We start from the raw sequence: 23784 nt of genomic DNA, 5'->3' as shown, positions 1-23784 counted from the left end.
ACAATTGAACAGTGTTTTATTTCTGACATTTCCATGACATTGTGGAGACACTCGAAACGATAGAATGCCAGCCTGTTACAAAATATTACAAGCCGTATTGATATGAAAAGCCAATCTAAAACCAAAGAACAAACTCATATGTCACTTGAGCTCCCAGAGTTCACGCTGTCGCAATCAACTTCTCAAGTGATCTATAAACGATGCCAGACAGCGTTAGTCGTATTGGCGATCAGCATCGTCGCAAACCTTGCACTTCGAATTGATTTTGTATTGCTAAATGGCAATGTTGGTGAGATCTCAGTAACCGAGATGCTTCAACAGATTCTGCTTATCGTAACGTCTGGATCTTTTGCTTACCTAGCAAGAGAGAAGCGTGAAGTTAAACATGCGGCTCTGCTCATCAGCGCATTCTTCGCGGTGATGTTTATTCGTGAAATGGATTTTTGGTTCGACAAAATAGAGCACGGAGCATGGGTTGTCCCTGCTCTATTGATTGCAGGCAGTGCCATTTTTTACGCAATCAAGAATGGTAAACGCACTATTGATCAGCTTGCGCTTATTCTTGCCTCTCCACACATGAACCTTCTGGTTACTGGCGTGATGCTATTGTTGGTGTTCTCTCGCCTGTTCGGCATGGGCAGCTTTTGGCACAATGTTATGGGCGATGATTATGTTCGCGTGGTTAAAAACATCGCTGAAGAAGGCACAGAGCTTTTAGCTTATTGTTTAATTGCTTTCGCTAGTCTAAAGACAGTTCATGGCATCACGAAAAAGAAATAACCGTTTATCGCCACCAGCGTTGAGTCTTATCTTGCTCTGGGTCTAAATATCGATTTAAGAAAGTCAGGTTTGTGTCTAGTAAAGCTAGATACTCCCTGGCTTTTTCTATATCTGAACCAACTGGAGTTTGAAGAATACAACGCTCCAATACCGGAATGAGTGTATCCACAATATCAAAACGGGGAGATGATTCTATCCAACCTCTCGCTTTCACTAACGCTTCAATCGATAACCTTTCTGGTTCTTTCCTTACGGATTCTAGATCTCGCTCAAAAGACCCTGCCACGACACCTTCGAGATAAACTCGATAAGTGGTCAGTACATCCATGAGCAAAAACAATTGCCCTTGAGGGCCTTGATGAGGATATGGCACCGCGACATGATCCTCTAACTGATGATCTATTTGCAAATCCACACCAAGCGCGGAACACCTGTCAACAAGCACTTTAAGCAGACCTTGCTCATCCATCAGCGATTGAATCTCGAAAATACGTTGTAAATGGTAGTCATTCGAAACGAAAGTTACTTTGACGCTCTGCCCACGAGTAAACAGCCCGCTTGCAATCATTTCTGAAGCCAAATTCTGGATGTTCTCGACCGTGTTTGTCGAAAGCTGCTCAAGTAAGATAGCACCTAACATAAACGGAGCTTCGCGCTGACTTTCAAGCTTACGAAAATATTGGTGCATTGCATCAGCTTCGGAGGTGTTTTGCCCTTGCGTAACCCCACCACAAAATGCGACCGCAGTTTGCTGATTCGCGTCCACCATTAAATACTCAACTAAAGCATCAACACGACTGATTCCCTCATCAGTCAATTTATTCTCATTAAGTCGCTTACCCAGCACAATAAGGAGGTGATTAATGCTCATTTTATGTTCAAGTCTCGTTTTAGTGATTAGATGAAGTGAATTATGTATACAATAGTTGTTAACAAAAGTATTTTGAAATTCTTATATGTTGCTCGCAATAATGCTCACTATTCATAGCGACACATAGGTAATGCAAGAATAGACGTGCTGCTTTTAAGCAAAAATAACACGCTCATGCATTCTTTGCTCTACGTTTGCTAACACAAGTTTCAATAAAAGAGACGTTTCAAACAAAGAGCAAGCTCAATCAAAAAACTGTTTCAACCAAGGTCTGTTTTCACTAAAAAGTGAAACGCACAAAATATAAATTTTATACAGAGTTCGTTCATCGAACCGTCTTCACAGGAAGTTACTATGCTGTCTATTTTTGACATTTACAAAATCGGGGTTGGGCCTTCCAGCTCCCATACAAATGGACCAATGATCGCTGGGTTTAATTTTACCCAAAGAATTGAATCGGTACTTGATCAAGTTACCCGCATTCAAATAGACCTATACGGCTCATTGTCACTAACAGGTATTGGCCACCACACCGATCGTGCAACCCTATTAGGTCTTCTTGGTAACCGCCCTGACACCATCAAAATCACCAGTGCGAATTTAGCAATGCGTAAAGCGATTGAAGACAAGTCGCTATTGGTGAGCGGCAACCATGAAATTCACTTCGACGTAGACAGCGACTTACTGTTTCATAAAACCAACCTACCACTTCACGAAAATGGCATGACTATCTCAGCCTTTAACGCGAATGATGAACGGTTGGACATGGAAACATACTACTCTATCGGTGGTGGTTTCATTGCAACCGCTGATGAACTGCAAAATGGCAAGCAGGAAGCAGAAACACAAGTTGAATTCCCTTTTACTTCTGCCGACCAATTGCTTGAATTGTCTGAACAACAAGGGCTTAGCCTTGGTGGCTTAATCCTGCGTAATGAAGTGTCTTTCCAAGACATGGATGTGATTGACCAAAAAGCTGACCAAATTTGGAAGGTAATGTCTCTGTGTATGCAGCGTGGTTTTGATACTGAAGGTATTCTTGATGGCGGACTAGAAGTCACCCGTCGAGCGCCAGCTCTTTTGAAAAAGCTGGAAGCGAATGCTTCGATTGAAAATGATCCAATGGAGATCATGGATTGGATTAACCTGTTTGCCTTCGCCGTGAGTGAAGAAAACGCAGCGGGTGGTCAGGTTGTGACATCACCAACTAACGGTGCTGCTGGCGTTATTCCTGCGGTATTGATGTACTACCATCGCTTCATCAAAGAGCTAGACACCAAGCAGTTAAAAGACTTTTTAGCAGTATCTGGCGCTATTGGCATCTTGTACAAAACCAACGCTTCGATTTCTGGTGCTGAAGTGGGTTGTCAGGGCGAAGTTGGCGTATCTTCTTCAATGGCAGCGGCTGGCCTAACCGCCCTACGCGGTGGCAGCAACGAGCAAATCTGTATTGCAGCTGAGATCGCAATGGAGCACTCACTTGGCATGACATGTGATCCAATCGGCGGGCTTGTTCAAGTACCGTGTATTGAACGTAATGCTATGGGCGCGATGAAAGCAATCAATGCATCACGTATGGCGCTGAAACGCACAAGCAAGTGCCTTATCTCGTTAGACAAGGTTATCGAAACCATGTACCAAACGGGTAAAGACATGAACAAGAAGTACCGTGAAACATCTTTAGGTGGCTTGGCCGTGATCCACATGGCGCCACCTTGTGAGTAACAGACAAGAACACGAGTTAAGAAAGCCCCTATAGAGATGGCATTCTTGTAAACTTAGTTTTCAATATCAAAACAAAGCCAGCTGCCAAGCTGGCTTTTTTAATGGCTAAAACCCAACGGCCAATTGAAAATGGTATTCACTTGAAAAACTTTACAAGATGAGCGTCGATAACTTTTCCTTTATTTGTTCATTACTTAGCCACAAATAAAAATGGTTGAATTTCACACAGTCATGCATCCGCTAGCAAAATCTAATATTGCAGATTTCATTCATGAGAAATATCAATGTACTCATAAGAAAAGGTATATCGAGTAAAGTTCTGTTTGGGACACATGTTTCATTTTATGTATTGCTACTAATGATAGTATAATTGGGCAATTACACTACATATCAACACAAATGTGAGAAAAAATATCCGCCTTCTTAGAAGGCGGTTTTGCTTTATAACCCCCTAGAAGGGGGCGTCCACGCTATCAGTTCTTCAATAACTGCAGTTGTTGTTCATACTCTATGTCCTGTTTATCTTGGTGTCGGACATATCGTCGAATGACTTCTTCATTCACACCGACCGTATCTACAAAATACCCTCTAGCCCAAAAGTGATTTCCCCATAGTTTCTTACGTATATGTGGAAATTTATTGAAAAGTCTAATTGCTGTCCGGCCCTTTAAAACTCCTAACAAACTCGAGATCGACAACTTGGGAGGAATAATGACAACAAGATGAACATGATCTGGTTGAACATTTAACTCTAAAACCTCGCAGTCTTTCATATTGCACAAAATATAAATTGAACGATAAAGCTCCTTTCCAACCTTATCTTTCAAAATCTTATATCTATACTTTGGAGTCCAAACTATATGGTATTTGCAACGCCAATAGACATGTGATGAACTTCTGTAATCGCCCATGTGGTTGTTTCCTCTTACTTGTGGTGAATAAGAGGTTACTTCTAACATGGGCACTTCTTCAGGCTATAGCCTAGAGGAACAATCACCACCGCCCTAGGCGGTGGTTTTGAGGAGCCAATAAAATAATGTGGAATAGATTAAACAAATCAATGATGTTCTGCCAAATGATGTTCGGACTTTCGTTCTATGGCGTCATGGTGATCTTGACTCGTTTCTTCCTTGAAGATCTGAACTACAATGAAGCCGACACCATGATGGTTGTTGGTGCTTTCTCTGCAATCGGACCGCTGTTTGCTATCGCAGGTGGCTTCATCGCCGATAAATTTTTAGGCGCATACCGATCTTTGACTATTGCCTTTTTAGGCTTCGCTAGTGGTTATGTTTTACTGGTACTCGGTGCAGCAGCAACCAATGTACCGATGGCATTATGTGGTATCGCTTTAGCAAGTTATGCACGTGGTTTGATGTCCCCTTCTTACCCAAGTCTTTACAAGCGCACGTTCAAAACTCAAGAAGATTTTGAAAACTGCTACCCGATTAACTACTCAGTAAACAACATTGGTGCGTTACTAGGCCAATACTTGTTCCCAATGCTAGTGCTTGTTGTTGGTTTCCACGGTGGTTTCCTTCTTTCAGCTGTTCTAGCGGGCGCAGCGCTGCTAATGATGATCTTTGTTCGCAAAGGCCTTGTTGAAGCCAGTGCTGAAATCGATCAACAACCGGTAAGCACTAAGAACTGGGCAGCCTTCCTTGGTCTTTCGGCAGCAATGATTGGCTTGGTATTCTTCATGTTTTCTAACATGGATATTGGCCAAAACATCGTATACGCAATTGGTGGTGCTGCGATCGTCTACTTTGTTTCTTTGATGCTGAAGTCGAAAAAATCAGACATGCTGAAAATGGGCACTATCTTAATCATCACATTCCTGACCACATGTTTCTTCGTGTACTACGGTCAAATGATGACGTCGATGACAATGGTAGCGATCAACACAATGCGTGGCGACCTATTCGGCTTTATCCCCGTAGCACCTGAAGCTTCAATGGCAATGAACCCATTGTGGTGTATGGTTGCTGGCCCGATCATCGCAGGTATCTTCTCTAACCTAGAAAAGAAAAACATTAACTTCTCAACTGCAACGAAAGTAGGTTTCTCATTCATTCTAACGGCTATCGCTTTCGGTATCCTTACAATGGCCGTAACCACAGTTGGCGACGACGTTCTAATTCGCCCTGAAGTGTTCCTAGCGATTCACTTCTTCCTAGCGTTTGGTGAAGTGATTGTTGGTTCAATGGTTGTAGCCTTCATCCTGTCTGTCGCGCCTAAGCACATCGAGAACTTCTCTGTAAGCCTGTTCTCTGTTGCAATCGCACTGTCAGGTATTGTTGGTGCGGTATTCTCAACGTCTATTGCACTAGAGAAAGGTCAACAAATCACGCAAGAGATCGTACAAACGGTTTACGGTGATTACTTCCAAATGCTGACTGTTCTTGCGGTAGTAATGGTGGGTATCGCAATGGCTGCATCGTTCATTATTCGTAAGATGCTGGAAGCAGCGAAAGCCGCTGAAGAAACTATCGAATTAGAGCAAGCAAACAGCTAATTCTGCTTACGTTAAACAGTTCGAATACATCAGCCCTTTAGTTTTCTAAAGGGCTTTTTTGTCTATATTTTTGTTTCTATTGATAGCGGGTTCAAGTTACGTTGCGCTTGTGTAAATAAAAGTAAATGATAATTATTAGTATTGAGTGTTTTCTTGTTCAGGATTATGATGTGGAAATTAAAATCTAAGAGAGCCTTATATGAGCAAGCCTAGCCCTATCACATTAACTGTTACTCAAACCTCAACTATCACACCAAACATGCAACGTATAACGCTGAGCGGTGAGGGGTTAAGTAAATACCCAACTGAATGTGCCGGCGGCTACATCAAGCTTTTATTCTCGCCATTGGGTACAACCGATTTAAGCCAACTGGATGACGGTGAGCGCCCAACCATGCGCACTTACACCATTCGTCAGTACAACCCTGTAGAAAACTGGATTGAGGTTGATTTCGTTCGCCACATCACCACAGATTTGCAATGTGGCTTCGCTGCAAGATGGGCAATGAACGCAGAAGTGGGTGACACAATTTCAGTGGCGGGACCTGGTTTGATTCAAGGGCTGAATCTGGAGTCTGATTGGTTCTTCTTAGTCGCAGACATGACCTCACTCCCTGCGCTTTCTGCAAAAGTAAAATCACTTCCAGAGCATGCAACAGGTCACGCTGTTATTCAGATCAATTCAGCAGCAGATAAACAAACGCTTGCAGCGCCTCAAGGCATCAAAGTTACTTGGTTAATTGAAGATGAAACCTCAGAATCCCTTTCACAAACGGTTCGCAATTCAGAATGGTTAGACGGTCAGGTTTCGATTTGGACAGCGTGTGAATTTGAAAGCATGCGCGAGCTGAGACAATACTTCCGAAACGAAAAAGAAGTCGCCAAAGAGAACATCTACATCAGCAGTTATTGGAAGCGTGGCGTCACTGAAGATGGCCATAAAGTATTGAAGCAACAAGATGCTCAAGCTTTAGCGGGTTAAGTCTGTTACTGCATGCGTCTTTTGCTAGATAAATAGACAACGCCCTTAGCGAAGTTCATCTCGTTAAGGGCGTTTTAGTTTGAATCCGATGAAGAGCAAAGCTGAAATGTAAAATTAAATACTCTCACCCACTTCAATCTCATAACCGAGATCCAGCTTCGCCACCCATTCATTGTTGCCTTGTAAACGCGCTACAACTTGCTCTGCAGCGACTTTACCGATCTGCTCCCTAGGTGTTACGACAGTCGCTAAACGCGGCGTCATCGCCACTGTGATGTCGTGTCCGTGGAAACCTGCAATCGCCATCTGCTCGGGGACTTGAATACCACGTCGTACACATTCGTAAAAAGCACCAATGGCCAAATCATCGTTAGTACAGAAAATGCCATTCACTTGTGGGTGTTTCTCAAGTAGCTCACCAATCAGTTTTGCACCAAGAGTAAACGAGGAAGCGTCTTCCGTTTGCAGTGTCACAGGCGTTTTATCGGCTTCTTGCATTGCATGCTCGTAGCCCGCCATTTTCAAGCGAGTACGCTCATCCATACGTGCTGCTAAGTAAGCGATATTGGTGCGCCCTCTCTCGAGCATGGTTTTGGTCATCGCTCTAGCCGCTTCGAAGTTATCAAAGCCAACCGCTTGTTCAATTCTTGGCGACACTGAATCCATAATCTCAATCACAGGGATAGAAACAGTCTGCAACATCTTACGCGCTCTATCGGTGTGCACGTTTTCTGAAAGGATAATCGCATCAACGTTGTAAGAAAGCAGTGAAGCGATGCTCTGCTCTTCCAGTTCAGCGCTATAGCCATAGTGGGCAATCATGGTTTGGTAGCCTGCGGGCGCTGTGACTTGTTCAATGCCACGGATAACTTCAGCAAAAACTTGGTTGGTTAACGAGGGAACTAAAACACCAATCGCATTGCTTTTTGCGTTGGAAAGAATGTCTGGTGCGCGATTAGGGATATAACCTAGCTCGTCTACTGCAGCGCTGATCTTATCGCGCAGAGCTTCTGACACTTGAGAAGAGTCTCGCAGGCAGCGACTGACGGTCATTTTAGTGACACCAACGAGGTTGGCAACATCTTGTAATGTGGGACGTTTTTTCTTATTCGACATAATTAGTAATTATTATTTTTGAGTTATGTTACTGGTAACAGTGTATCCGACTGACGTGGAATTTGAAGCCTAATTTAGTAAAATGTTGATACAGCGTCATAATTACAAACGCCCTCTTGTTGAGGGCGTTATTGATTGTTTAAGCGTTCACTTTTACTTCAGTTCTTGGAGACTGACTCCAAGTCACGTGAAACTTTTCAGCTTCATCTCTATCGACTCGCGAATAAGTATGAGAACCAAAATAGTCACGTTGCGCTTGCAATAGATTCGCTGGTAGCACTTCAATGCGCAGAGAATCAAAGTAGCTTAATGCTGAACTAATTCCCGGCATCGGCACACCATACAAAGCTGAGTTCGCTACCGCGATGCGCCAAGCAAGCTCGCGATCTTCCACTTGTTTGATGAAAGCCTCATCGAATAACAGGTTCGCCAGCTCACTATTTTGTTGGTAAGCCGATGTGATACTTTGCAAGAAAGCGGCACGAATAATACAACCCGCTCGCCAAATCTTAGCAATTTGAGTGAAATCGAGATTCCAACCCTCTTTGTCTGACGCAGTTTTAAGCAAATCAAAGCCTTGAGCGTAAACAGACAACTTGGCGCAATATAGAGCATCGTGAAGCTCAGAAATAACCTCTGTTTTATCCAACTGACTGGCATCAGCAATATTGCCCTTTAGAAGCTGACTACCTTGAATACGTTGTGATTTTTGACCGCTCATCGCACGTGCATAAACCGCCTGTGCAATGGTTGGCGTTGGGCAACCTTCTTGAAGGCTGTTAACTGCCGTCCACAAACCCGTACCTTTCTGCCCTGCTTTATCAAGCACAACCTCAACGAACGGCTTACCCGTTACAACATCTTCTTGTTGAAGAATATCGGCACTGATTTCCATCAGGTAACTATTAAGTACACCGTTGTTCCATTGATCAAAGACTTGTCCAATCTCTTGAGCTGGCATTTCAAGCACATCACGCATGAAATGGTACACTTCGCAAATAAGCTGCATGTCGGCATATTCAATACCATTGTGTACCATTTTCACATAGTGCCCTGTACCAGAAGGACCAACATACGCAGCGCATGCTTCACCCGCTTCAAACTGACCAACAGGTAGTCCATTAGCATCCACTTTTGCAGCAATCGCTTCCCACATCGGTTTCACATATTGCCAAGCTGATTGGTCGCCACTCGCCATGAGCGCAGGGCCAACACGAGCGCCTTCTTCACCACCAGAAACGGCGGTGCTAAAGAAGCGCAGTTTGCCTTTGTAGCTCACTTCACGCGCCTCGGTATCTGTCCAAAGGCTGTTGCCTGTATCGATAACAATGTCGTCATTTTCTAAGCCAGCATCAAGCAAGCTATTTACGACGATATCGACAGGTTTTCCAGCAGGAACCGACAAAGCGATGACACGCGGCCTCGCGAGCCCTTGCAGCACATGCTCAAGGCTAGTCCCTTGTGTGAACTGACCTTTACCAGTAAACGATTCATTAAGCAGCTTTGCTTCTGAACTGGCGCGATCAATATTGTCTGTATTCAAGTCAAAGCCAGCAACGTTAAAACCGTTATCCAGTAGGTTGAGTGCAAGGCTTTTTCCCATCACTCCTAAACCAATCATCGCGATGTCATTTTTTATCTGAGTCATGGTTTAGCCTATCTGCTTAATTTGTTTGAGTGCACTTTCTATGACTTGCTCAACATCTTGCGATATATCGACAAATAACGCTTCATCTAGCTCAGGTTCAACTAAGGTTGCGAATTGGCTTTTCAACATTTCTTGACCATTAAAGTAATGGTTTTCGCGAGCTTTATGGCGATTCCAAATCGTATCGAAACTGCCCTGAAGGTAAACAATCACTAAGTCTTCATTGTTCTCTCGCAGAATCTCGCGGTATTGAGGTTTCAATGCAGAGCATGCAATCACAGCACTCGGTTGTTCGATATATTGCTTATTCAGTGTTTCTAGCCATCCTTGACGATCTTCGTCAGTCAGCGGGATACCTTGACGCATTTTTTCAACGTTGCTTTGCGGATGGAAGTCATCGCCATCAAAGAATTGAAGTTCTAAAGCCTGCGCGATACGGCTGCCAATCAGGCTTTTTCCGCATCCAGATACGCCCATCACGAGTATTTTTTTGCTTTTCATAAGGCAAGCCTTCCCTAAGCCCCAACCAAAACAGGGGCTGACAATCGAATCTAATAGTTAAACTTGTGTTGCTGTTGGTAGGTTCCTGAACGTTAAACTCACTCAGGAACCTTCGCTGTTATTGCCACCAAAGCGCGAGCTGAGGGAAGATAATAACCAGTGCCAGAACCAATACTTGAAGTGCAATGAACGGCAGCAGTGAAGAGAAAATCTCACCTAAGCTGATGTCTTTTGGTGCTACTGATTTCAAGTAGAATGCCGCAGGACCAAACGGCGGTGACAAGAACGACACCTGCATGTTTAGGCAGAACACAACGCCGAACCATACTGGGTCAAAACCAAGGCCAGTGATGATTGGAACGAAGATTGGCATTGTTAGAAGTGCTACACCTACCCAGTCAAGGAACATGCCTAGTACCAACAAAATAGCCATCATGATTAATAGCGTTACTGTCGCGTTACCGCCACTGAGCGCAAGGATGGTTTCTTCAACAAAATCAATGCCGCCCATCAGGTTGTAGATACCAACCAATGCGCTTGCACCGATACCAATCCACATGATCATGCCGCAGGTACGCATGGTTGCGATGGCACTCTCTTTCAACATGCTGAAGTTCAGTTCACCACGGATTAGCGCACTGATCATGATGCCAACTACACCCAAAGCAGACGCTTCTGTTACTGATGCGATACCTGTGTAGATACTGCCCAAAACCGTTGCGACAGAAAGCAATGGGAAGAACAGAGCTTTGAAGTAGCTTGGCTGATTGGCGATATCGTCTTCTGTCTCATCATCACTTGGAATAGGCGCAAGAGAAGGGTTTAGCTTACAGCGAATCAATACATAACCGATATAACAGCCAGCAAGAATAAACGCTGGTAAGAATGACGCTTTAAATAGGTCGCCAATCGATACGCTGGCTGTCATACCGTAGATGATCAGTACGATACTTGGTGGAAGCATGGTACCAAGTGCGCCACCCGCACAGGTTGTACCGATAGCAAGCTTACGGTCATAACCCAAGCGAAGCATTTGTGGCAGAGCAAGAATACCCAGTAGTACCGTTTCACCACCGATAACGCCTGACATCGAAGCCAATAGAACCGCAACTAATAGCGTTTGAACTGCAACACCACCACGAACCTTACGGCCAACAGATTTCATTGCATCAAACAGATCACGCGCGATACCCGAACGGTCTAATAAAGCCGCCATCAATACGAACATCGGAACGGCAAGGAAAACATAACCAGAAGCAAAACTGTAAGTGCGGCTCGCAATCAAAGGTAAGGCATCAGGGCCAAACCAACAAAGAGTGAAGAAAATCGCGACAAAGCCTGTTACGAACGCTAGCTGCATACCGGTCAGTAGCAAGCCAATCATCATAACCAGCATGAGCAAACTGCCCCATGCGATACCAATAGAAGATAAATCAAACATCGTCATTCTTCCTTAGACCCATCAACTCTTGGATTAGGTGCAATACAAACTGGACAACAAGAACACACAAAACGACAAAAATCAGGCCTTTCAGCAGCGCAGGATAAGGCGCGTTTAACACTGAGCCAGATGTCTCAAGGCGGAATTCACCCCATGGTGCAAACCACGCTTCTTCCGCAGTGAAGTAAGCGGCGTAAGCGAGCATGCCAGCAAAGGCCAAACCAACAATGTGGTGAACAAGATTAAGATATTTGCGTGCTTGGTTAGACACTGAATCGTAGATAAGAACCACACGTACATGCTTATTCGCAGCAAACGCGTAGATACCACCAATAATGAATAAAGAACCACCGATGAAAGAAGCTGTTTCATGTACCCATGTGGTCGGGGCATCGAATGCGTAACGCATCACAACTTCATAAAATGAAATCAATACAGTAAAAATAAACAACCAGCTAACGAGATTACTGAACTTTATAACAAAACGATCAAGCGCATTTCTTGGTTGCTCGTCGTTTTCAGCTGGTGCGTGGGGGATTTTATCGGTCATGAGCCAAATTTCCTGGGAGAATACGGGAGAGCAGTGCCCTCCCCCGTCAGTAAACTAAGTTTAAATTACAGTAAGCCGTTTTCTTCTAGGAACACAGTCACTGAGGTGTAAACTTTTCCTGCGTTATCAGAACGCTCTGCAAATACCTTCCATTGGCCTTTCGCGATTTCACGGAACTTCTTACGCTCTTCTTGAGACCAGTCGTGGATAGTGATTTCTGGGTTCGCTTGAGCTTCTTTAAGCGCAGCCTGGTCAGCCATTTTCAGCTGAGTCGTCATGTCGTAAGAGAAGTCACGAACTGATGTTTGCAGAATCGTTTGTAGATCAGCTGGCATCTTGTCCCACTTCTTCTGAGATACAGAGATATCGATAAGAGGCAGTGAGTGGAAGCCCGGTTGAACTGGGTGAGTAGCGATATCGTTCATGCCCGCTTTTTGGTTGGTAGAGAATACCGTGTAGTCCGCAGCATCAATAACGCCTTTGCTTAGGCCAGTAAATACTTCAGAACCCGGCAGGTTTACTGGAGTAGCACCCGCGGCTGCAAATACTTGTTGAACTAGGCCTTCAGGCGCACGTAATTTCAGGCCTTTAAGATCCGCAACACCATCGATTGGCTTTTTAGAAATGAAAGATTCAACACCCGTCGTAGAAGCACCAACAAACTGAACACCGTAAGGCTTGTACAGTTCGGTCATTAGCTCATTACCACCACCGTAGTTCATGTACTGAAGCAGTTGTGTTGTGTCTGACCATGCGCCAACCATGTTACCGATAAGACCAAATGCTGGATCTTTACCAGAGAAGTAACCTGTTGCTGTGATGTGACCATCTAGGATGCCCATTTTGATCGCGCCTAGCGTTTCTGTGTGCTTAACCACAGCGCCTACAGGCAGAAGATCGATATCAATACGTCCGTTAGACATCGTCTCTACGCGCTCAGCCCACTTCTGCTGAACCTTGAAGTTCAAATCACCAGAAGGATCTGAAGATTGAATTTTAAGTTTAAAGTCTGCAGCCATTGCTGAAGTAGCAAATAGACCAGTGAGGGAGGCAGCAATCAGCGTTTTAGTCAGAGCTTTCATTTGGGTATCCTTATGAGTTTCACAGAGTCCGGTTTGTAATTATATGTTACCGGTAACGTTAGGGTGGATGTTACCGGTAACTTTACAGCCTTGTCTATGAGAAGGATCACATCTTTAACATTAGTAAAACGTTTGCTATCAATAAGAAAAATGCGACTGAAAAGTCACATTATAGGTTGGAGGTAGGATTTAATTTCTTTTTAAGTCAGTGAGATAACTAAACCTGCAATGATAAAAACGACGCCTACACCACGTGTAACGTGCCACTTTTCCTTTAAAAAGTAGATCCCCATCACTACGCCGAAGATGATACTTACTTGCCTAAGAGCAACAACCAAGCTGACGTTCTCAGTCATGGTCATCGCAAACAACACCAAACCATAAGTCGAAGCCATCATGATGCCGGCCACTGTGGCTTTCTTTCGTAGTATCCACGCATTAGTAAACTCGATTCTTTGGTTGGTTACGAATAACCAAACACTCAGCGGAATCACAATCGCCCAAAACTGAATGCCTAGGTAGAAAATCGCAGTGTGTTTGTTAGTAACGGTGGGTGTGCTTAGAGGCTCTAATAATAGAAGCGCCTCTTTATCAATGATGGAATAGCCCGTGGTACCAATAGCGGCAATTAACGCCCACAACACGCCGAGGTTGAGATACGCTTTTAACCTAAGATCTGAAAACTGCTTTAGTGGTACAAACATGCAGCCTAAGGTTATTAAAGTGAACCCAGTCCATTGATTCGACGACAATTCATAGCCGATCAACACCGTGCCTAAACCTACCATCAACACAGGCAGTGCTCGTGCCATTGGGTAAATAACACCGATATCAGCCTGTTTATAGGCCGCGCCTAACCCAATCAAATAGATGATTTGACAGATCCCACTCAAGAAAACCAGTTGCCAGAATGGAAGTGAGATATTTGATAGCCCTACACTGTGAACATACCAAATCAAATATGGCGTCAATATCGCTGCGGCGGCAAAGCCAGAGGCTAGGAAGAAAGACGAACCCGATCCTTGATTAGACTTACCTAAAACGTTCCAACCCGCATGAAGCAAAGCCGAAACAATCACGATTACAATGGCAGAGAATTCCATTTCATTCCTAAATTATTGATGAACTAGCACAACGGCTGACAACCGGTGATAAAAAGGCCTCCGAATAAGAGGCCTTTGATCGTTTCAATTGGGCGAACCTGCATAATTGCAGATATGCCAGCATTCTAAATGTATGACTAACGCTCGAGCTGTGCTATCGACTCAATACTGATCGCATCATGACGCCAATACTCAATATCGCAGTCAATCAAATCGCCGTTCTGATTGTAGTTAACACGCTCAACCACCATAGCCGGAGAACCCGAAGTCGCACGCAGTGCTTGCGCTGTTTCACCCAGTAAAGACGTTGTGCTCACACGATAACGTATCTTCTGATACACCACGCCAAAGTGCTCTCGGTAGATGTCCGTCAACGACTTAGACAAGTCGTAGTCAAGCAAGTTAGGGAACAGTTCAGGTCGAATATAGTTGGTCACATACACAACTGGCCTATCTTCAAGGTAACGAACTCTGTCTACTCGATAAACATCCGAAAAAGGTTGTAGCTCAAGAAGCTTAGTGGCCTCCTTGGTTGCTAGCATGCCTTTCGCTGCCACTAATTCTGTTTTCGGCTTACGATTCTGCGACAAAGCCATATTAGTGAAGTTCAGCGTTTGCGTTGGGTCGTAGCGTAGTGGCGCTGGAGAGATAAACCAACCACGGCGGTCTTCTCGATAAATACGCCCTTCCGCTTCAAGTGAAGACAGCGCTTCACGCAACGTTACTCGTGTTGTATCAAACGATTCAGCCAGTTTGCGCTCCGCAGGCAGCTTCTGTCGTGGCGTTAACATGCCCGACTCTATCTGCTCTACGATGACATCTTTGATTTTTACGTACTGCACTTCATTTCCTTTTATTCTTGTTCTTGTCGTCAGCCACTCCTTGGCCAACTGCAATATAAAATGGTTCGCTAGCGTTTGCGCCAAGCTTGGGTGCGCTTCTCAAATAACTTGTTGATTAACATATGAATCAACTTCGCACTTGCCGCCGATATCATGATCATGACGGCCATGGCTGCTGCTGCACCGGTTTGTCCCGCATCGTCCATATTCAGTACTGAAACTGACGCAGGTATCGTATCGGTAGAATACAAGAATACTACCGCAGATGTCGTGGTAAGTGCATTAATAAACAGGTATGTCGCAATATCTAAAATCGCAGGCAAACAAACCGGCACCGTCACCTTAAAGAACAGCTTGTATTGCGGTAGGTTAACCGAGGCCGCCGTCGCTTCTATCTCCTCAGGCAGCTGTTTTAATGCGGTTAATGCCGTCATGTGCCCTACCGTGTAATAGTGAACCACGGTGTTGATCACCAAGAACGCCATCGTGCCATACAAAAAGTTAAGTGGGTTGCTCAAGTCATTGAAGTAGAAGATGTACCCCAAACCCAACACCATTCCCGGAACCGCCATCGGCACAACGCTGAGCATTTGCATTGCTTGACGAACAGGACCAAATGCTCTGCCTTTCTCAATGCAATATGCACCAAGGAAAATCAACACGGTACCGATAATAGCAGTCCATGCGCCCAGCGTTAGAGAGTTGAAGAACGGTGTCCAACCATAAGTACTCATTTCTGCGAAGTTATAGTTATTCAAGGTGAGTGCTTTGTTCCAAGGCCAGAACGTGACCATAGAACCGTATATCGCCATGCCTAGCACGATAACAACAGCAGCAGAGATGATGAAGCAATAGAGCAAACACACGCCGTCACGTAGAGTGTTTGGTTCAGGTTGGTACGCGACGGATCGAGTATCAAACAAGCTCTTCTGTTTCTTTTGAACCCAGCGATCCACTGTAAACGCAAGCAGTGCCGGCAATAGCAATAAAATACTGGTTACTGCACCCATAGAGAAATTCTGTTGCCCTACCACTTGTTTAAAGATGTCTGTCGATAGAACGTTATAACTGCCACCAATCACCTTTGGCACACCAAAGTCACAAACCACCAGCGTAAATACAACGATCAGCGTGCTGATCAAACCATACTTTGCCGCAGGTAGCGTCACCATGAAAAAGGTTTTTAAAGATGAAGTATTGAGTGCACGTGCCGCCTCATACAGACGAGCATCAGAGGTTCTTAACGAGGTGGTAAGAATCATCAAGGCGTGTGGAAAAGTCCAGAATATTAAGCCGAGTGATATACCAATCAAACCGTATACCGAACTTCCCCCTAACACTTCTTTGGCGATACCTTGGTTGCCAAATAAGAAGATCAAACTGATCGCAGGAAGCAACGATGGAGCTAGAATCGGCGCTGAACCCAACACCTGAAAAAGCCCCTTGAAAGGCATACATGAACGAGTCAACGCATAGGCATAACCAAACGCTAATACACCCACGACAACCGTTACTAACAGCCCAAGCGTAAACGTGTTACCTACCGACTGCCAGAGGCTCTGCGAAGCAAAATACGTTGCGAAATTCTGTAATCCTACAAATTCACCGTCTGCGTTCTGAACACTCTTTTTCAACATTGCCCACAGAGGCATCAGAATGAATAGCGTCATGACCACTGACAAAAAAGCCAGAAGCCCGAATAGGATTACGTTGTCTTTACTTAACCGAGCAAGAAAAGGCGTTACTCGTCGTTGAATTAGCAGCTTAGATTGCATCATTTGAGTCGATTCCATGATTGTTACGCCGCCTCGTCTTTCATCACTTGCAGGCTTTCAGATGGGTAAGCTCTAAGACCTTCTTCATCAAACGCTACGTAACGAATATCGCTACGACGCAGTTTCAATCGATTAAACTCTTTGACTGACACATCAACGATGATCTCTTTAGCCGTTGAGTCATGTTGCAGCTCGCACTCAACTCGATAGAACGCCCCGAGGAACTCGCTAGATATGATTCTTACGGGTAAAGACTCGTTAAAGCGATCAACAAACTGAATTTGTTCTGGACGCACCGCGATATCAAAACGATCGCCATGCTTTGGTGTCAAATTATCTAAAACTGGCAACGCTAACATCGACTCTGCAATGCGCATTTTGCCTTTCGCAGCAACAGAAGCTTGAATGAAGTTCATGCTACCAACGAATTCAGCGACAAAGCGGCTAACTGGATTTTGATAGATTTCTTGCGGAGCACCCACTTGCTCGATAACACCATGATTCATGACCACAATGCGATCGGCCATGGTTAAGGCTTCATCTTGATCATGGGTCACCATGATGGTGGTAATGCCCAGCTTACGCTGCAATTGACAGATCTCATCACGCAGGTGTGTTCTTACCTTCGCATCAAGCGCAGAGAGCGGTTCATCGAGGAGTAGCAAACCTGGAGACAAGGCCAATGCACGAGCGAGAGCCACGCGTTGCTGTTGTCCACCAGACAGTTGATTCGGGTATTTTTGGCCAGAAGTTGGTAAACCAATGGTTTCTAACCAAGATTCTACCGCTTCCAGAGCTTCTTTGGTCGACATCCCTTGGTTCTTCAAACCAATTGCGATGTTCTCTTCCACAGTCAGATTTGGAAATAGAGCATAAGATTGGAATACGATACCAAAATCGCGCTTCTCAGGAGGTAGGAAGGTCGTATCATTACCGTTCTGCTCAATAGAGCCTGAGGTCGGTAAATCCAGTCCTGCAATCGCACGTAGTAGTGTCGTTTTACCGCAGCCAGATGGGCCAAGGAAACAGACGAATTCACCTTTATCGATCGATAGATGTCTTTTAACGCTGTAAATTGGCCAAATTGCTTTACAACGTTTTCAATATTCAAATAAGTTTGGTTGCTCATACTACAGCACTCTTTAAATGGTATACACCAAATTTAAACTTTGAATATTGCAGTTGAGTGACAAATTTATAGAAGCTAAATGACAGTTATATTGCAGAAATAATAAGCATTAAAGATTGCTATTTGTTCAGCATTAAAAGTCAGTTCAACGTTGAAAACCCTCAGTGACTTGCCCATAAATCACTGAGAGCCCAAATGTAAACTTCTAATTTAAACGCCAGATTAATCTATGATTCAACCTTGTCGGCTTTACCTGCCGCACCTGCGAGCTTTGCCAATTGCTTATCCAGCCACAATGGCGTGTTGCCAGAGTCTTCCGCGTTCTCTTTTCTTCGAACAGCATCTCTAACCATCATTGCCCCAACCCAACGGAATGGCTCTGGTGGGAAATAGCCTCGTGGACCGCTAGTTAAGCCACTACGTGTCCATTCGTTATCATCTCCGAACACCATTGAAGACAAAATTTTGCCGCCCATGCGGGTTTGAGCCACACCATTACCTGAGTAACCGAGCCCATAATAGATGTTGTTTTGGCCTTTTAGATTACCGAAAAATGGCAATCCTGTGACGGATCGGTCTGAACCGCCCGACCAGTTGTAATCGAATTCATTCTGCTCCAGTTTAGGGAACAATTTCTGGAAGGATTGATTGAGAATCGGTAGGTAGTTAGTCGTTTGGTTGAACATGCTTTCAACCTGATTCGCAAACGAGAATTTATTGCCGCCTTTGCCCAACATGAGTCGTCCATCCTCAGTGTCACGGTAGTAATGAACAAAGATGCGCGAGTCCACTACCGCCGCTCCTTTTTCGGGACCAAACTGCTTGAGTTTTTCTGGAATAGGCTTAGTCACTACCATGTCAGACGAGACAACCACAATGCTGCGTTTGAACTCTTTAAAGTGATCGAGCATCCATGCATTGAGCGCTAAGATCACTTTATCGGAAGTTATCGTCCCATCCTTAGTTTGGACGCGAGCTGGTGAGCCGTAATCAAGAGAAGTCATTTCTGTATTTTCGTAAATTTCGACACCCAATTCGATCGCAATGCGGCGCAAGCCTCTCGCCAATGACGCTGGCTGAACGCTACCAGCAGCTTCCGAGTAATAACCTTCAATATGACGATCCGACCCTGCTTTATCAGGCAATGACTGATCGCACTTCTTCCAACTGTTGATACCCTGCTTGACCAACTCATTAACGATAGGCGTCATTCCGCCCTTTTGAGATTCATTGGTTGCCGTGTAGTAAGTTCCACTTCTATAAAGATGCGCATCGATTTTATGCTCGTTACAGAAAGCTTCGATCTCGTAAATGACCTTTTCAGATTCCTTAACCAACCATTTGGCTTGCTCTTTCCCATAGAGCTTTTTCAAGGTTGGATACTTAGTCGACCACGTCAACATACAGCCACCGTTCGCGCCAGAAGCACCGCTGCCACACAAGCCTTTTTCAATCACTACAACATGTTTTTCGGGCTGTTGTTGTTTGATTAAAATCGCCGTCCATAAACCGGTGTAACCACCGCCGACAATGGCGATATCACAGTTAACGTCTTTTTGAAGCGGTTTAGCGGATTCTAGCCCAGCATTGATGCTGCCAAATTCCTGTTCCAATGCTTGCTTGAACCAATATGAGTAGTGCTTTGTCATTTGTTGTACCTTACTTAAAACCTAAAGGTGTAAAACTAAAAAAGGAAGACCGAAGCCTTCCTTTACTGATTCCTAACTTCTAATGAGCTGAATAGGTCGTCAGATTAAGATTTTGGCTCTGATTTAGCGTCAAACTTCTCAGACCATGTTTTCAGAACATCTGCACGTTCGCTGCCCATACGAGCGAAGTCCATTTTTGCCATGTTCTTCTCTACGTTCGGGAAGTTTTCTGCTTTACCTGTGACATCTTGGTGGCCAACAACTGGGTACATTTCGATGTAAAGTTCATTCGCTGCTTTAGAGATAGACCAATCGATAACACGTTGTGCTGCATCTGAAGGCTTAACAAGACCTACCGCTTCAGATTCCCAACCGATACCTTCCGGTGTAATCACAGAAAGTGGCGCGCCTTGAGTCTTCAGCTTCGCGCCGCGGCTCGCCATAGAAATACCGATAGCCACTTCACCCATACCCGCTTGAACACATGGCTTCGAACCTGAGTGCGTGTAATGAGCAATGTTTTGGTCTAGCTTCTGCATGTAGTTCCAACCTTGGTCTTCACCCATGTTTTGTAACCAAGCCGAAACCTGCATGTAACCCGTACCAGAAGACGCTGGGTTTGGCATTGCAATGTGGCCTTTGTAGATAGGCTTCGTTAGGTCATCCCAAGATTTAGGTGCAGGTAGGTTCAATTGCTTAGCAACTACTTCGTTGAAACAAACCGCATTGAAGAATGCGTCATTGCCATACCAAGCTTGAGTAGATTGCGGATCGTTAAGATTTACACGCAGCGCTTCTACACCTTGAGGAGTGTAAGGCTTAAGAATGCCCTCTTCTTTAAGCAAAGCCATAGAAGAACCCGCAAGACCCCATACGACTTCTGCACGAGGGTTGTTTTTCTCGGCCAATAATTTTGCCGTCATGATCCCAGTTGAATCACGAACCCATTTGATGTTGATGTCTGGGTTTTCACTTTCAAATGCGTTTTTGTATTTCGCTAAAATGTCAGTTTCAAAAGCTGTGTAAACCGTCACTTCCTGTGCTGCATAAGCATTACCAGCTAGTAGAGTAACTAATGCTGCAAGTGATCCTTTCATAAAACGGTTTTTCATCATTTTCTCCAGTCAGGCCCGATGCCAAGGTTAGGAATTCCAAGGTTAAAGTTGTTAATGCTAGAAGCTCCATCTAGTGGCTTCTATATCCATAAATTCATTTAGGTTGTGAGCACACACATTTACATTGGTATGTACCAGATTTCGAGTATTAAGCTAACTGGCTTTTATGACGATTAAATGAACAAAAAATGGCAATTTCAAGATCGGAAAATTTCTCAACACATGTGACAAATTTGAATATGAAGCTTTTGTGAAAATAACGTTTGGGCTATTTACGACCGTTTAAATTGGTTGTTAAAGTAATCGCAAATATTGGTATAGTCCAAAATACAAATCACGAGAATTGAACATGAGAAACGAATACTTACTGCTGACACCGGGTCCTCTATCTACTTCTGAAACCGTTCGCCAAGCGATGCTAAAAGATTGGTGTACTTGGGATGATGAATACAACAAAGACGTTGTTGAAGTGATTCGTAGCAAGCTTGTGACTTTGGCGACTAAGCAGGCGGGATATACAAGTGTATTAATGCAAGGCAGCGGCACTGCTTCAGTTGAAGCAACAATCGGTAGCGTTATCTCTAACAGCGGTAAGCTTCTTGTGGTTGATAACGGTGCGTATGGTGCTCGTATTGCTCAAATCGCAGAATATTTAAACATTCCATGCCATGTCGTTTCCCCAGGTGAAACATCACAGCCTGACTTGAACGAAATGGAAACGGTATTGGCCATGGATTCAGACATTACTCACGTGGCGATTGTCCACTGTGAGACCACTACAGGCATGCTGAATCCAATTGAAGAGATTGCTAAATTGGCAAAACAGCACAACAAAACCGTCATTCTTGATGCTATGTCGAGTTTTGGCGGTATTCCTATGGATATTGCTGACTTAGGTATCGATTACATGATCAGCTCGGCAAACAAGTGCATTCAAGGTGTACCGGGGTTCGGCTTTGTTATTGCTAAGCAATCAGATCTGGAGAAGTGTAAAGGCCAAGCTCGCTCATTAAGCCTTGATTTGTTTGACCAATGGCACTGCATGGAAAGCAACCATGGTAAATGGCGCTTCACCTCTCCGACTCATACAGTGCGCGCTTTCTACCAAGCTCTACTTGAATTGGAGCAAGAAGGTGGCATCGAAGCTCGTCATAGTCGCTACCAAACCAACCAAACCACATTGGTTGCAGGTATGCGTTCTCTTGGCTTTGAACCACTGCTCAGTGATGACCTTCATTCACCGATTATCACCTCTTTTTATTCTCCAACTCATAGCGATTACCAATTCAAGGAATTCTATGACCGTTTGAAAGAGCAAGGGTTTGTGATTTATCCGGGCAAGGTTTCAAACGCAGACTGCTTCCGCATCGGTAACATCAGTGAAGTTTACCCTTCTGATATTGAAGCCCTCATTGGCGCAGTGAAAAACGCTATGTACTGGGACATCAAATAATGACCACGACCAATCAAGATTCTGTTCTAAAGACGACACACTTTCGAAGCGAAGGCGATGTGAACACCACGCCAGCGCGTGAGAAATGGAACGAGTCGCTAAACGATGATGCAACTCAAGCGATGTTAAAACGTGACTCTGACGTATTTCTTCATCAAGCGATGTCAACGCCTTGTCTAGACACACTTGAAGCTGCAGAGGGCATCTACATTCAAGATGCGACGGGCAAGAAATACATGGACTTTCACGGTAACAATGTTCATCAGCTGGGTTATGGCCACCCACACATCATTGATAAAGTGACTCAACAAATGGCGTCATTGCCGTTTTCACCGCGTCGATTTACCAATGAAACCGCCGTTCAGTGCGCAGAAAAGCTGACACAGATCTGCGGTGGTGATTTGAATCGCGTGTTGTTTGCTCCAGGTGGTACTTCAGTTGTTGGTATGGCACTCAAACTGGCTAGACATGTCACCAACAACTTCAAAGTCGTTTCATTGTGGGATTCATTTCACGGCGCGTCACTCGATGCAATTTCAGTGGGTGGTGAAGCCTGTTTTCGTGAAGGTATGGGACCATTGATGGCTGGCGTAGAACGTATCCCACCAGCTGTCTCTTATCGTGGCGCTTTCCCGCTTGATGACTCTTTTTCGCTTCGCGGGCAAAGCTCAGGCGGTGAAAGTGAAACTGCATGTGATGTGCACTATGCCGATTACCTTGAGTATGTGATTGAAAAAGAAGGCGGTATTGGTGCCTTCATTGCCGAAGCGGTTCGTAACACAGACGTTCAAGTACCAAGTAAGGCTTACTGGAAACGCATCCGTGAGATCTGTGACAAACACAACGTCATGTTGATCATTGATGACATCCCAAATGGCATGGGTCGCAGTGGAGAATGGTTCACTCACCAAGCGTTTGATATCGAACCTGACATCTTATGTATCGGTAAAGGCTTTGGCGGCGGCTTGGTTCCAATTGCAGCCATGGTCACTAAAGACAAATACAACACGGCAGCGCAAGTTTCACTGGGTCATTACACCCATGAGAAAAGCCCTATCGGCTGCGCGGCGGCACTGGCTACCATGGAAGTGATTGAGCAAGAAAATCTACTTGAAAAAGTGCAAGCAGACAGCGTATTCGTTCGTGAACAACTGCTGCAAATGAAAGAGAAATATCCTGTCATTGGTGACGTTCGCGGCATCGGTCTTCTATGGGGCGTTGAGTTGGTCACCGACCATATCACCAAAACCCGAGCTTTCGATGAAGCAGAAGCCGTACTTTACCAATGTCTGAACGATGGCCTGAGCTTTAAGGTGTCACAAGGTAACGTGATTCAGTTGAGCCCACCATTGATCATCAGCCGCAGCGAACTAGAAGTCGCTCTGTCTGTCTTCGAAAAAGCGATAGCAAAAGTCTGTAAAGACTTTGAGTACCTTTAAACCATCATCTAACCAATAACCTAAAACAATCATTTGCTCTCCCAGTACTTTGAACTGGGAGTGACACA

General features: G+C 44.6%; 19 protein-coding genes and 1 pseudogene. 6 read left to right on the top strand and 14 right to left on the bottom strand.

Going from position 1 to position 23784, the window contains the following annotated elements; genetic code table 11:
• Positions 1-102: 102 nt before the first annotated feature.
• On the top strand, positions 103-780 hold the full coding sequence (locus QWZ07_RS08130; RefSeq protein WP_099166571.1) for a hypothetical protein: 678 nt from the start codon (positions 103-105) through the stop codon (positions 778-780).
• 4 nt (positions 781-784) lie between these two features.
• Here QWZ07_RS08130 and QWZ07_RS08125 read toward each other — a convergent pair whose 3' ends face one another.
• Positions 785-1651, bottom strand: coding sequence for a YdcF family protein (locus QWZ07_RS08125; RefSeq protein ID WP_192854017.1), 867 nt, complete (start codon positions 1649-1651; stop codon positions 785-787).
• A 354-nt stretch (positions 1652-2005) separates the two neighbouring features.
• On the opposite strand from QWZ07_RS08125, the gene QWZ07_RS08120 reads away from it, so the two are divergent.
• On the top strand, positions 2006-3376 hold the full coding sequence (locus QWZ07_RS08120) for an L-serine ammonia-lyase (protein ID WP_192854018.1): 1371 nt from the start codon (positions 2006-2008) through the stop codon (positions 3374-3376).
• Between the two features lie 473 nt (positions 3377-3849).
• Here QWZ07_RS08120 and tnpA read toward each other — a convergent pair whose 3' ends face one another.
• Positions 3850-4287: an IS200/IS605 family transposase gene (tnpA, locus tag QWZ07_RS08115; protein WP_192854770.1), complete on the bottom strand. Its 438-nt coding sequence runs from the start codon at positions 4285-4287 to the stop codon at positions 3850-3852.
• A 125-nt stretch (positions 4288-4412) separates the two neighbouring features.
• On the opposite strand from tnpA, the gene QWZ07_RS08110 reads away from it, so the two are divergent.
• Both QWZ07_RS08110 and QWZ07_RS08105 read left to right on the top strand, forming a co-directional pair.
• Positions 4413-5891, top strand: a complete 1479-nt coding sequence (locus tag QWZ07_RS08110) for a peptide MFS transporter (protein WP_029223660.1) — start codon at positions 4413-4415, stop codon at positions 5889-5891.
• Positions 5892-6090: 199 nt separating this feature from the next.
• Positions 6091-6873, top strand: a complete 783-nt coding sequence (locus QWZ07_RS08105; RefSeq protein ID WP_192853042.1) for a siderophore-interacting protein — start codon at positions 6091-6093, stop codon at positions 6871-6873.
• 114 nt (positions 6874-6987) lie between these two features.
• Here QWZ07_RS08105 and gntR read toward each other — a convergent pair whose 3' ends face one another.
• The 12 genes and pseudogenes from gntR to QWZ07_RS08045 all read right to left on the bottom strand — a co-directional run bounded on the left by gntR (position 6988) and on the right by QWZ07_RS08045 (position 20824).
• Positions 6988-7989 (bottom strand): gluconate operon transcriptional repressor GntR, encoded by a 1002-nt coding sequence (gene gntR, locus QWZ07_RS08100; protein ID WP_192853041.1) that lies wholly within the window; start codon positions 7987-7989, stop codon positions 6988-6990.
• Between the two features lie 139 nt (positions 7990-8128).
• Positions 8129-9637 (bottom strand): NADP-dependent phosphogluconate dehydrogenase, encoded by a 1509-nt coding sequence (gnd, locus tag QWZ07_RS08095; RefSeq protein ID WP_192853040.1) that lies wholly within the window; start codon positions 9635-9637, stop codon positions 8129-8131.
• Between the two features lie 3 nt (positions 9638-9640).
• Positions 9641-10138 (bottom strand): gluconokinase, encoded by a 498-nt coding sequence (locus tag QWZ07_RS08090; RefSeq protein ID WP_192853039.1) that lies wholly within the window; start codon positions 10136-10138, stop codon positions 9641-9643.
• A 118-nt stretch (positions 10139-10256) separates the two neighbouring features.
• Positions 10257-11579, bottom strand: coding sequence for a TRAP transporter large permease (locus QWZ07_RS08085; protein ID WP_004730130.1), 1323 nt, complete (start codon positions 11577-11579; stop codon positions 10257-10259).
• Positions 11572-12129 (bottom strand): TRAP transporter small permease subunit, encoded by a 558-nt coding sequence (locus QWZ07_RS08080; RefSeq protein ID WP_004730132.1) that lies wholly within the window; start codon positions 12127-12129, stop codon positions 11572-11574. The genes QWZ07_RS08085 and QWZ07_RS08080 overlap by 8 nt, the downstream gene beginning before the upstream one ends.
• Positions 12130-12194: 65 nt before the next feature.
• The gene (locus tag QWZ07_RS08075) at positions 12195-13211 is read right to left on the bottom strand and encodes a TRAP transporter substrate-binding protein (protein ID WP_016797095.1); all 1017 of its coding nucleotides are present in this window, start codon (positions 13209-13211) and stop codon (positions 12195-12197) included.
• Positions 13212-13411: 200 nt separating this feature from the next.
• Positions 13412-14314 carry an EamA family transporter gene (locus QWZ07_RS08070; protein WP_102525559.1) on the bottom strand — a complete coding sequence of 301 codons (903 nt, stop codon included), beginning with the start codon at positions 14312-14314 and terminating at the stop codon, positions 13412-13414.
• 137 nt (positions 14315-14451) lie between these two features.
• Positions 14452-15156, bottom strand: a complete 705-nt coding sequence (phnR, locus tag QWZ07_RS08065) for a phosphonate utilization transcriptional regulator PhnR (RefSeq protein WP_016789432.1) — start codon at positions 15154-15156, stop codon at positions 14452-14454.
• 68 nt (positions 15157-15224) lie between these two features.
• Complete coding sequence (locus QWZ07_RS08060) at positions 15225-16934, bottom strand: putative 2-aminoethylphosphonate ABC transporter permease subunit (protein ID WP_192853048.1); 1710 nt, start codon at positions 16932-16934, stop codon at positions 15225-15227.
• Between the two features lie 20 nt (positions 16935-16954).
• A pseudogene (locus QWZ07_RS08055) lies at positions 16955-18060 on the bottom strand (putative 2-aminoethylphosphonate ABC transporter ATP-binding protein).
• 227 nt (positions 18061-18287) lie between these two features.
• Positions 18288-19709: an FAD-dependent oxidoreductase gene (locus QWZ07_RS08050; RefSeq protein ID WP_192853038.1), complete on the bottom strand. Its 1422-nt coding sequence runs from the start codon at positions 19707-19709 to the stop codon at positions 18288-18290.
• A 104-nt stretch (positions 19710-19813) separates the two neighbouring features.
• Positions 19814-20824 (bottom strand): putative 2-aminoethylphosphonate ABC transporter substrate-binding protein, encoded by a 1011-nt coding sequence (locus tag QWZ07_RS08045; RefSeq protein ID WP_192853037.1) that lies wholly within the window; start codon positions 20822-20824, stop codon positions 19814-19816.
• A 349-nt stretch (positions 20825-21173) separates the two neighbouring features.
• Between QWZ07_RS08045 and phnW the strand changes: the two genes are divergently transcribed.
• Together phnW and QWZ07_RS08035 are read left to right on the top strand one after the other, a co-directional pair.
• Positions 21174-22277: a 2-aminoethylphosphonate--pyruvate transaminase gene (gene phnW, locus QWZ07_RS08040; RefSeq protein ID WP_192853036.1), complete on the top strand. Its 1104-nt coding sequence runs from the start codon at positions 21174-21176 to the stop codon at positions 22275-22277.
• On the top strand, positions 22277-23716 hold the full coding sequence (locus QWZ07_RS08035) for an aspartate aminotransferase family protein (RefSeq protein WP_192853035.1): 1440 nt from the start codon (positions 22277-22279) through the stop codon (positions 23714-23716). The genes phnW and QWZ07_RS08035 overlap by 1 nt, the downstream gene beginning before the upstream one ends.
• The last annotated feature ends 68 nt before the right edge of the window (positions 23717-23784 follow it).

Source organism: Vibrio lentus, from assembly GCF_030409755.1.
Lineage (GTDB): Bacteria > Pseudomonadota > Gammaproteobacteria > Enterobacterales > Vibrionaceae > Vibrio > Vibrio lentus.
This window is presented reverse-complemented; position numbering and strand designations above follow the sequence as displayed.

Excerpts from the sequence above, each read along its gene's own strand:
- QWZ07_RS08090 (WP_192853039.1), bottom strand. The coding sequence starts at position 10,138 with ATGAAAAGCAAAAAAATACTCGTGATGGGCGTATCTGGATGCGGAAAA.
- tnpA (WP_192854770.1), bottom strand. The coding sequence starts at position 4,287 with ATGGGCGATTACAGAAGTTCATCACATGTCTATTGGCGTTGCAAATAC.
- QWZ07_RS08060 (WP_192853048.1), bottom strand. The coding sequence starts at position 16,934 with ATGATGCAATCTAAGCTGCTAATTCAACGACGAGTAACGCCTTTTCTT.
- QWZ07_RS08080 (WP_004730132.1), bottom strand. The coding sequence starts at position 12,129 with ATGACCGATAAAATCCCCCACGCACCAGCTGAAAACGACGAGCAACCA.
- QWZ07_RS08045 (WP_192853037.1), bottom strand. The coding sequence starts at position 20,824 with ATGATGAAAAACCGTTTTATGAAAGGATCACTTGCAGCATTAGTTACT.
- phnW (WP_192853036.1), top strand. The coding sequence starts at position 21,174 with ATGAGAAACGAATACTTACTGCTGACACCGGGTCCTCTATCTACTTCT.
- gntR (WP_192853041.1), bottom strand. The coding sequence starts at position 7,989 with ATGTCGAATAAGAAAAAACGTCCCACATTACAAGATGTTGCCAACCTC.
- QWZ07_RS08130 (WP_099166571.1), top strand. The coding sequence starts at position 103 with ATGAAAAGCCAATCTAAAACCAAAGAACAAACTCATATGTCACTTGAG.
- QWZ07_RS08085 (WP_004730130.1), bottom strand. The coding sequence starts at position 11,579 with ATGTTTGATTTATCTTCTATTGGTATCGCATGGGGCAGTTTGCTCATG.
- QWZ07_RS08105 (WP_192853042.1), top strand. The coding sequence starts at position 6,091 with ATGAGCAAGCCTAGCCCTATCACATTAACTGTTACTCAAACCTCAACT.
- QWZ07_RS08075 (WP_016797095.1), bottom strand. The coding sequence starts at position 13,211 with ATGAAAGCTCTGACTAAAACGCTGATTGCTGCCTCCCTCACTGGTCTA.
- QWZ07_RS08110 (WP_029223660.1), top strand. The coding sequence starts at position 4,413 with ATGTGGAATAGATTAAACAAATCAATGATGTTCTGCCAAATGATGTTC.
- QWZ07_RS08125 (WP_192854017.1), bottom strand. The coding sequence starts at position 1,651 with ATGAGCATTAATCACCTCCTTATTGTGCTGGGTAAGCGACTTAATGAG.
- QWZ07_RS08070 (WP_102525559.1), bottom strand. The coding sequence starts at position 14,314 with ATGGAATTCTCTGCCATTGTAATCGTGATTGTTTCGGCTTTGCTTCAT.
- QWZ07_RS08120 (WP_192854018.1), top strand. The coding sequence starts at position 2,006 with ATGCTGTCTATTTTTGACATTTACAAAATCGGGGTTGGGCCTTCCAGC.
- QWZ07_RS08050 (WP_192853038.1), bottom strand. The coding sequence starts at position 19,709 with ATGACAAAGCACTACTCATATTGGTTCAAGCAAGCATTGGAACAGGAA.
- QWZ07_RS08035 (WP_192853035.1), top strand. The coding sequence starts at position 22,277 with ATGACCACGACCAATCAAGATTCTGTTCTAAAGACGACACACTTTCGA.
- gnd (WP_192853040.1), bottom strand. The coding sequence starts at position 9,637 with ATGACTCAGATAAAAAATGACATCGCGATGATTGGTTTAGGAGTGATG.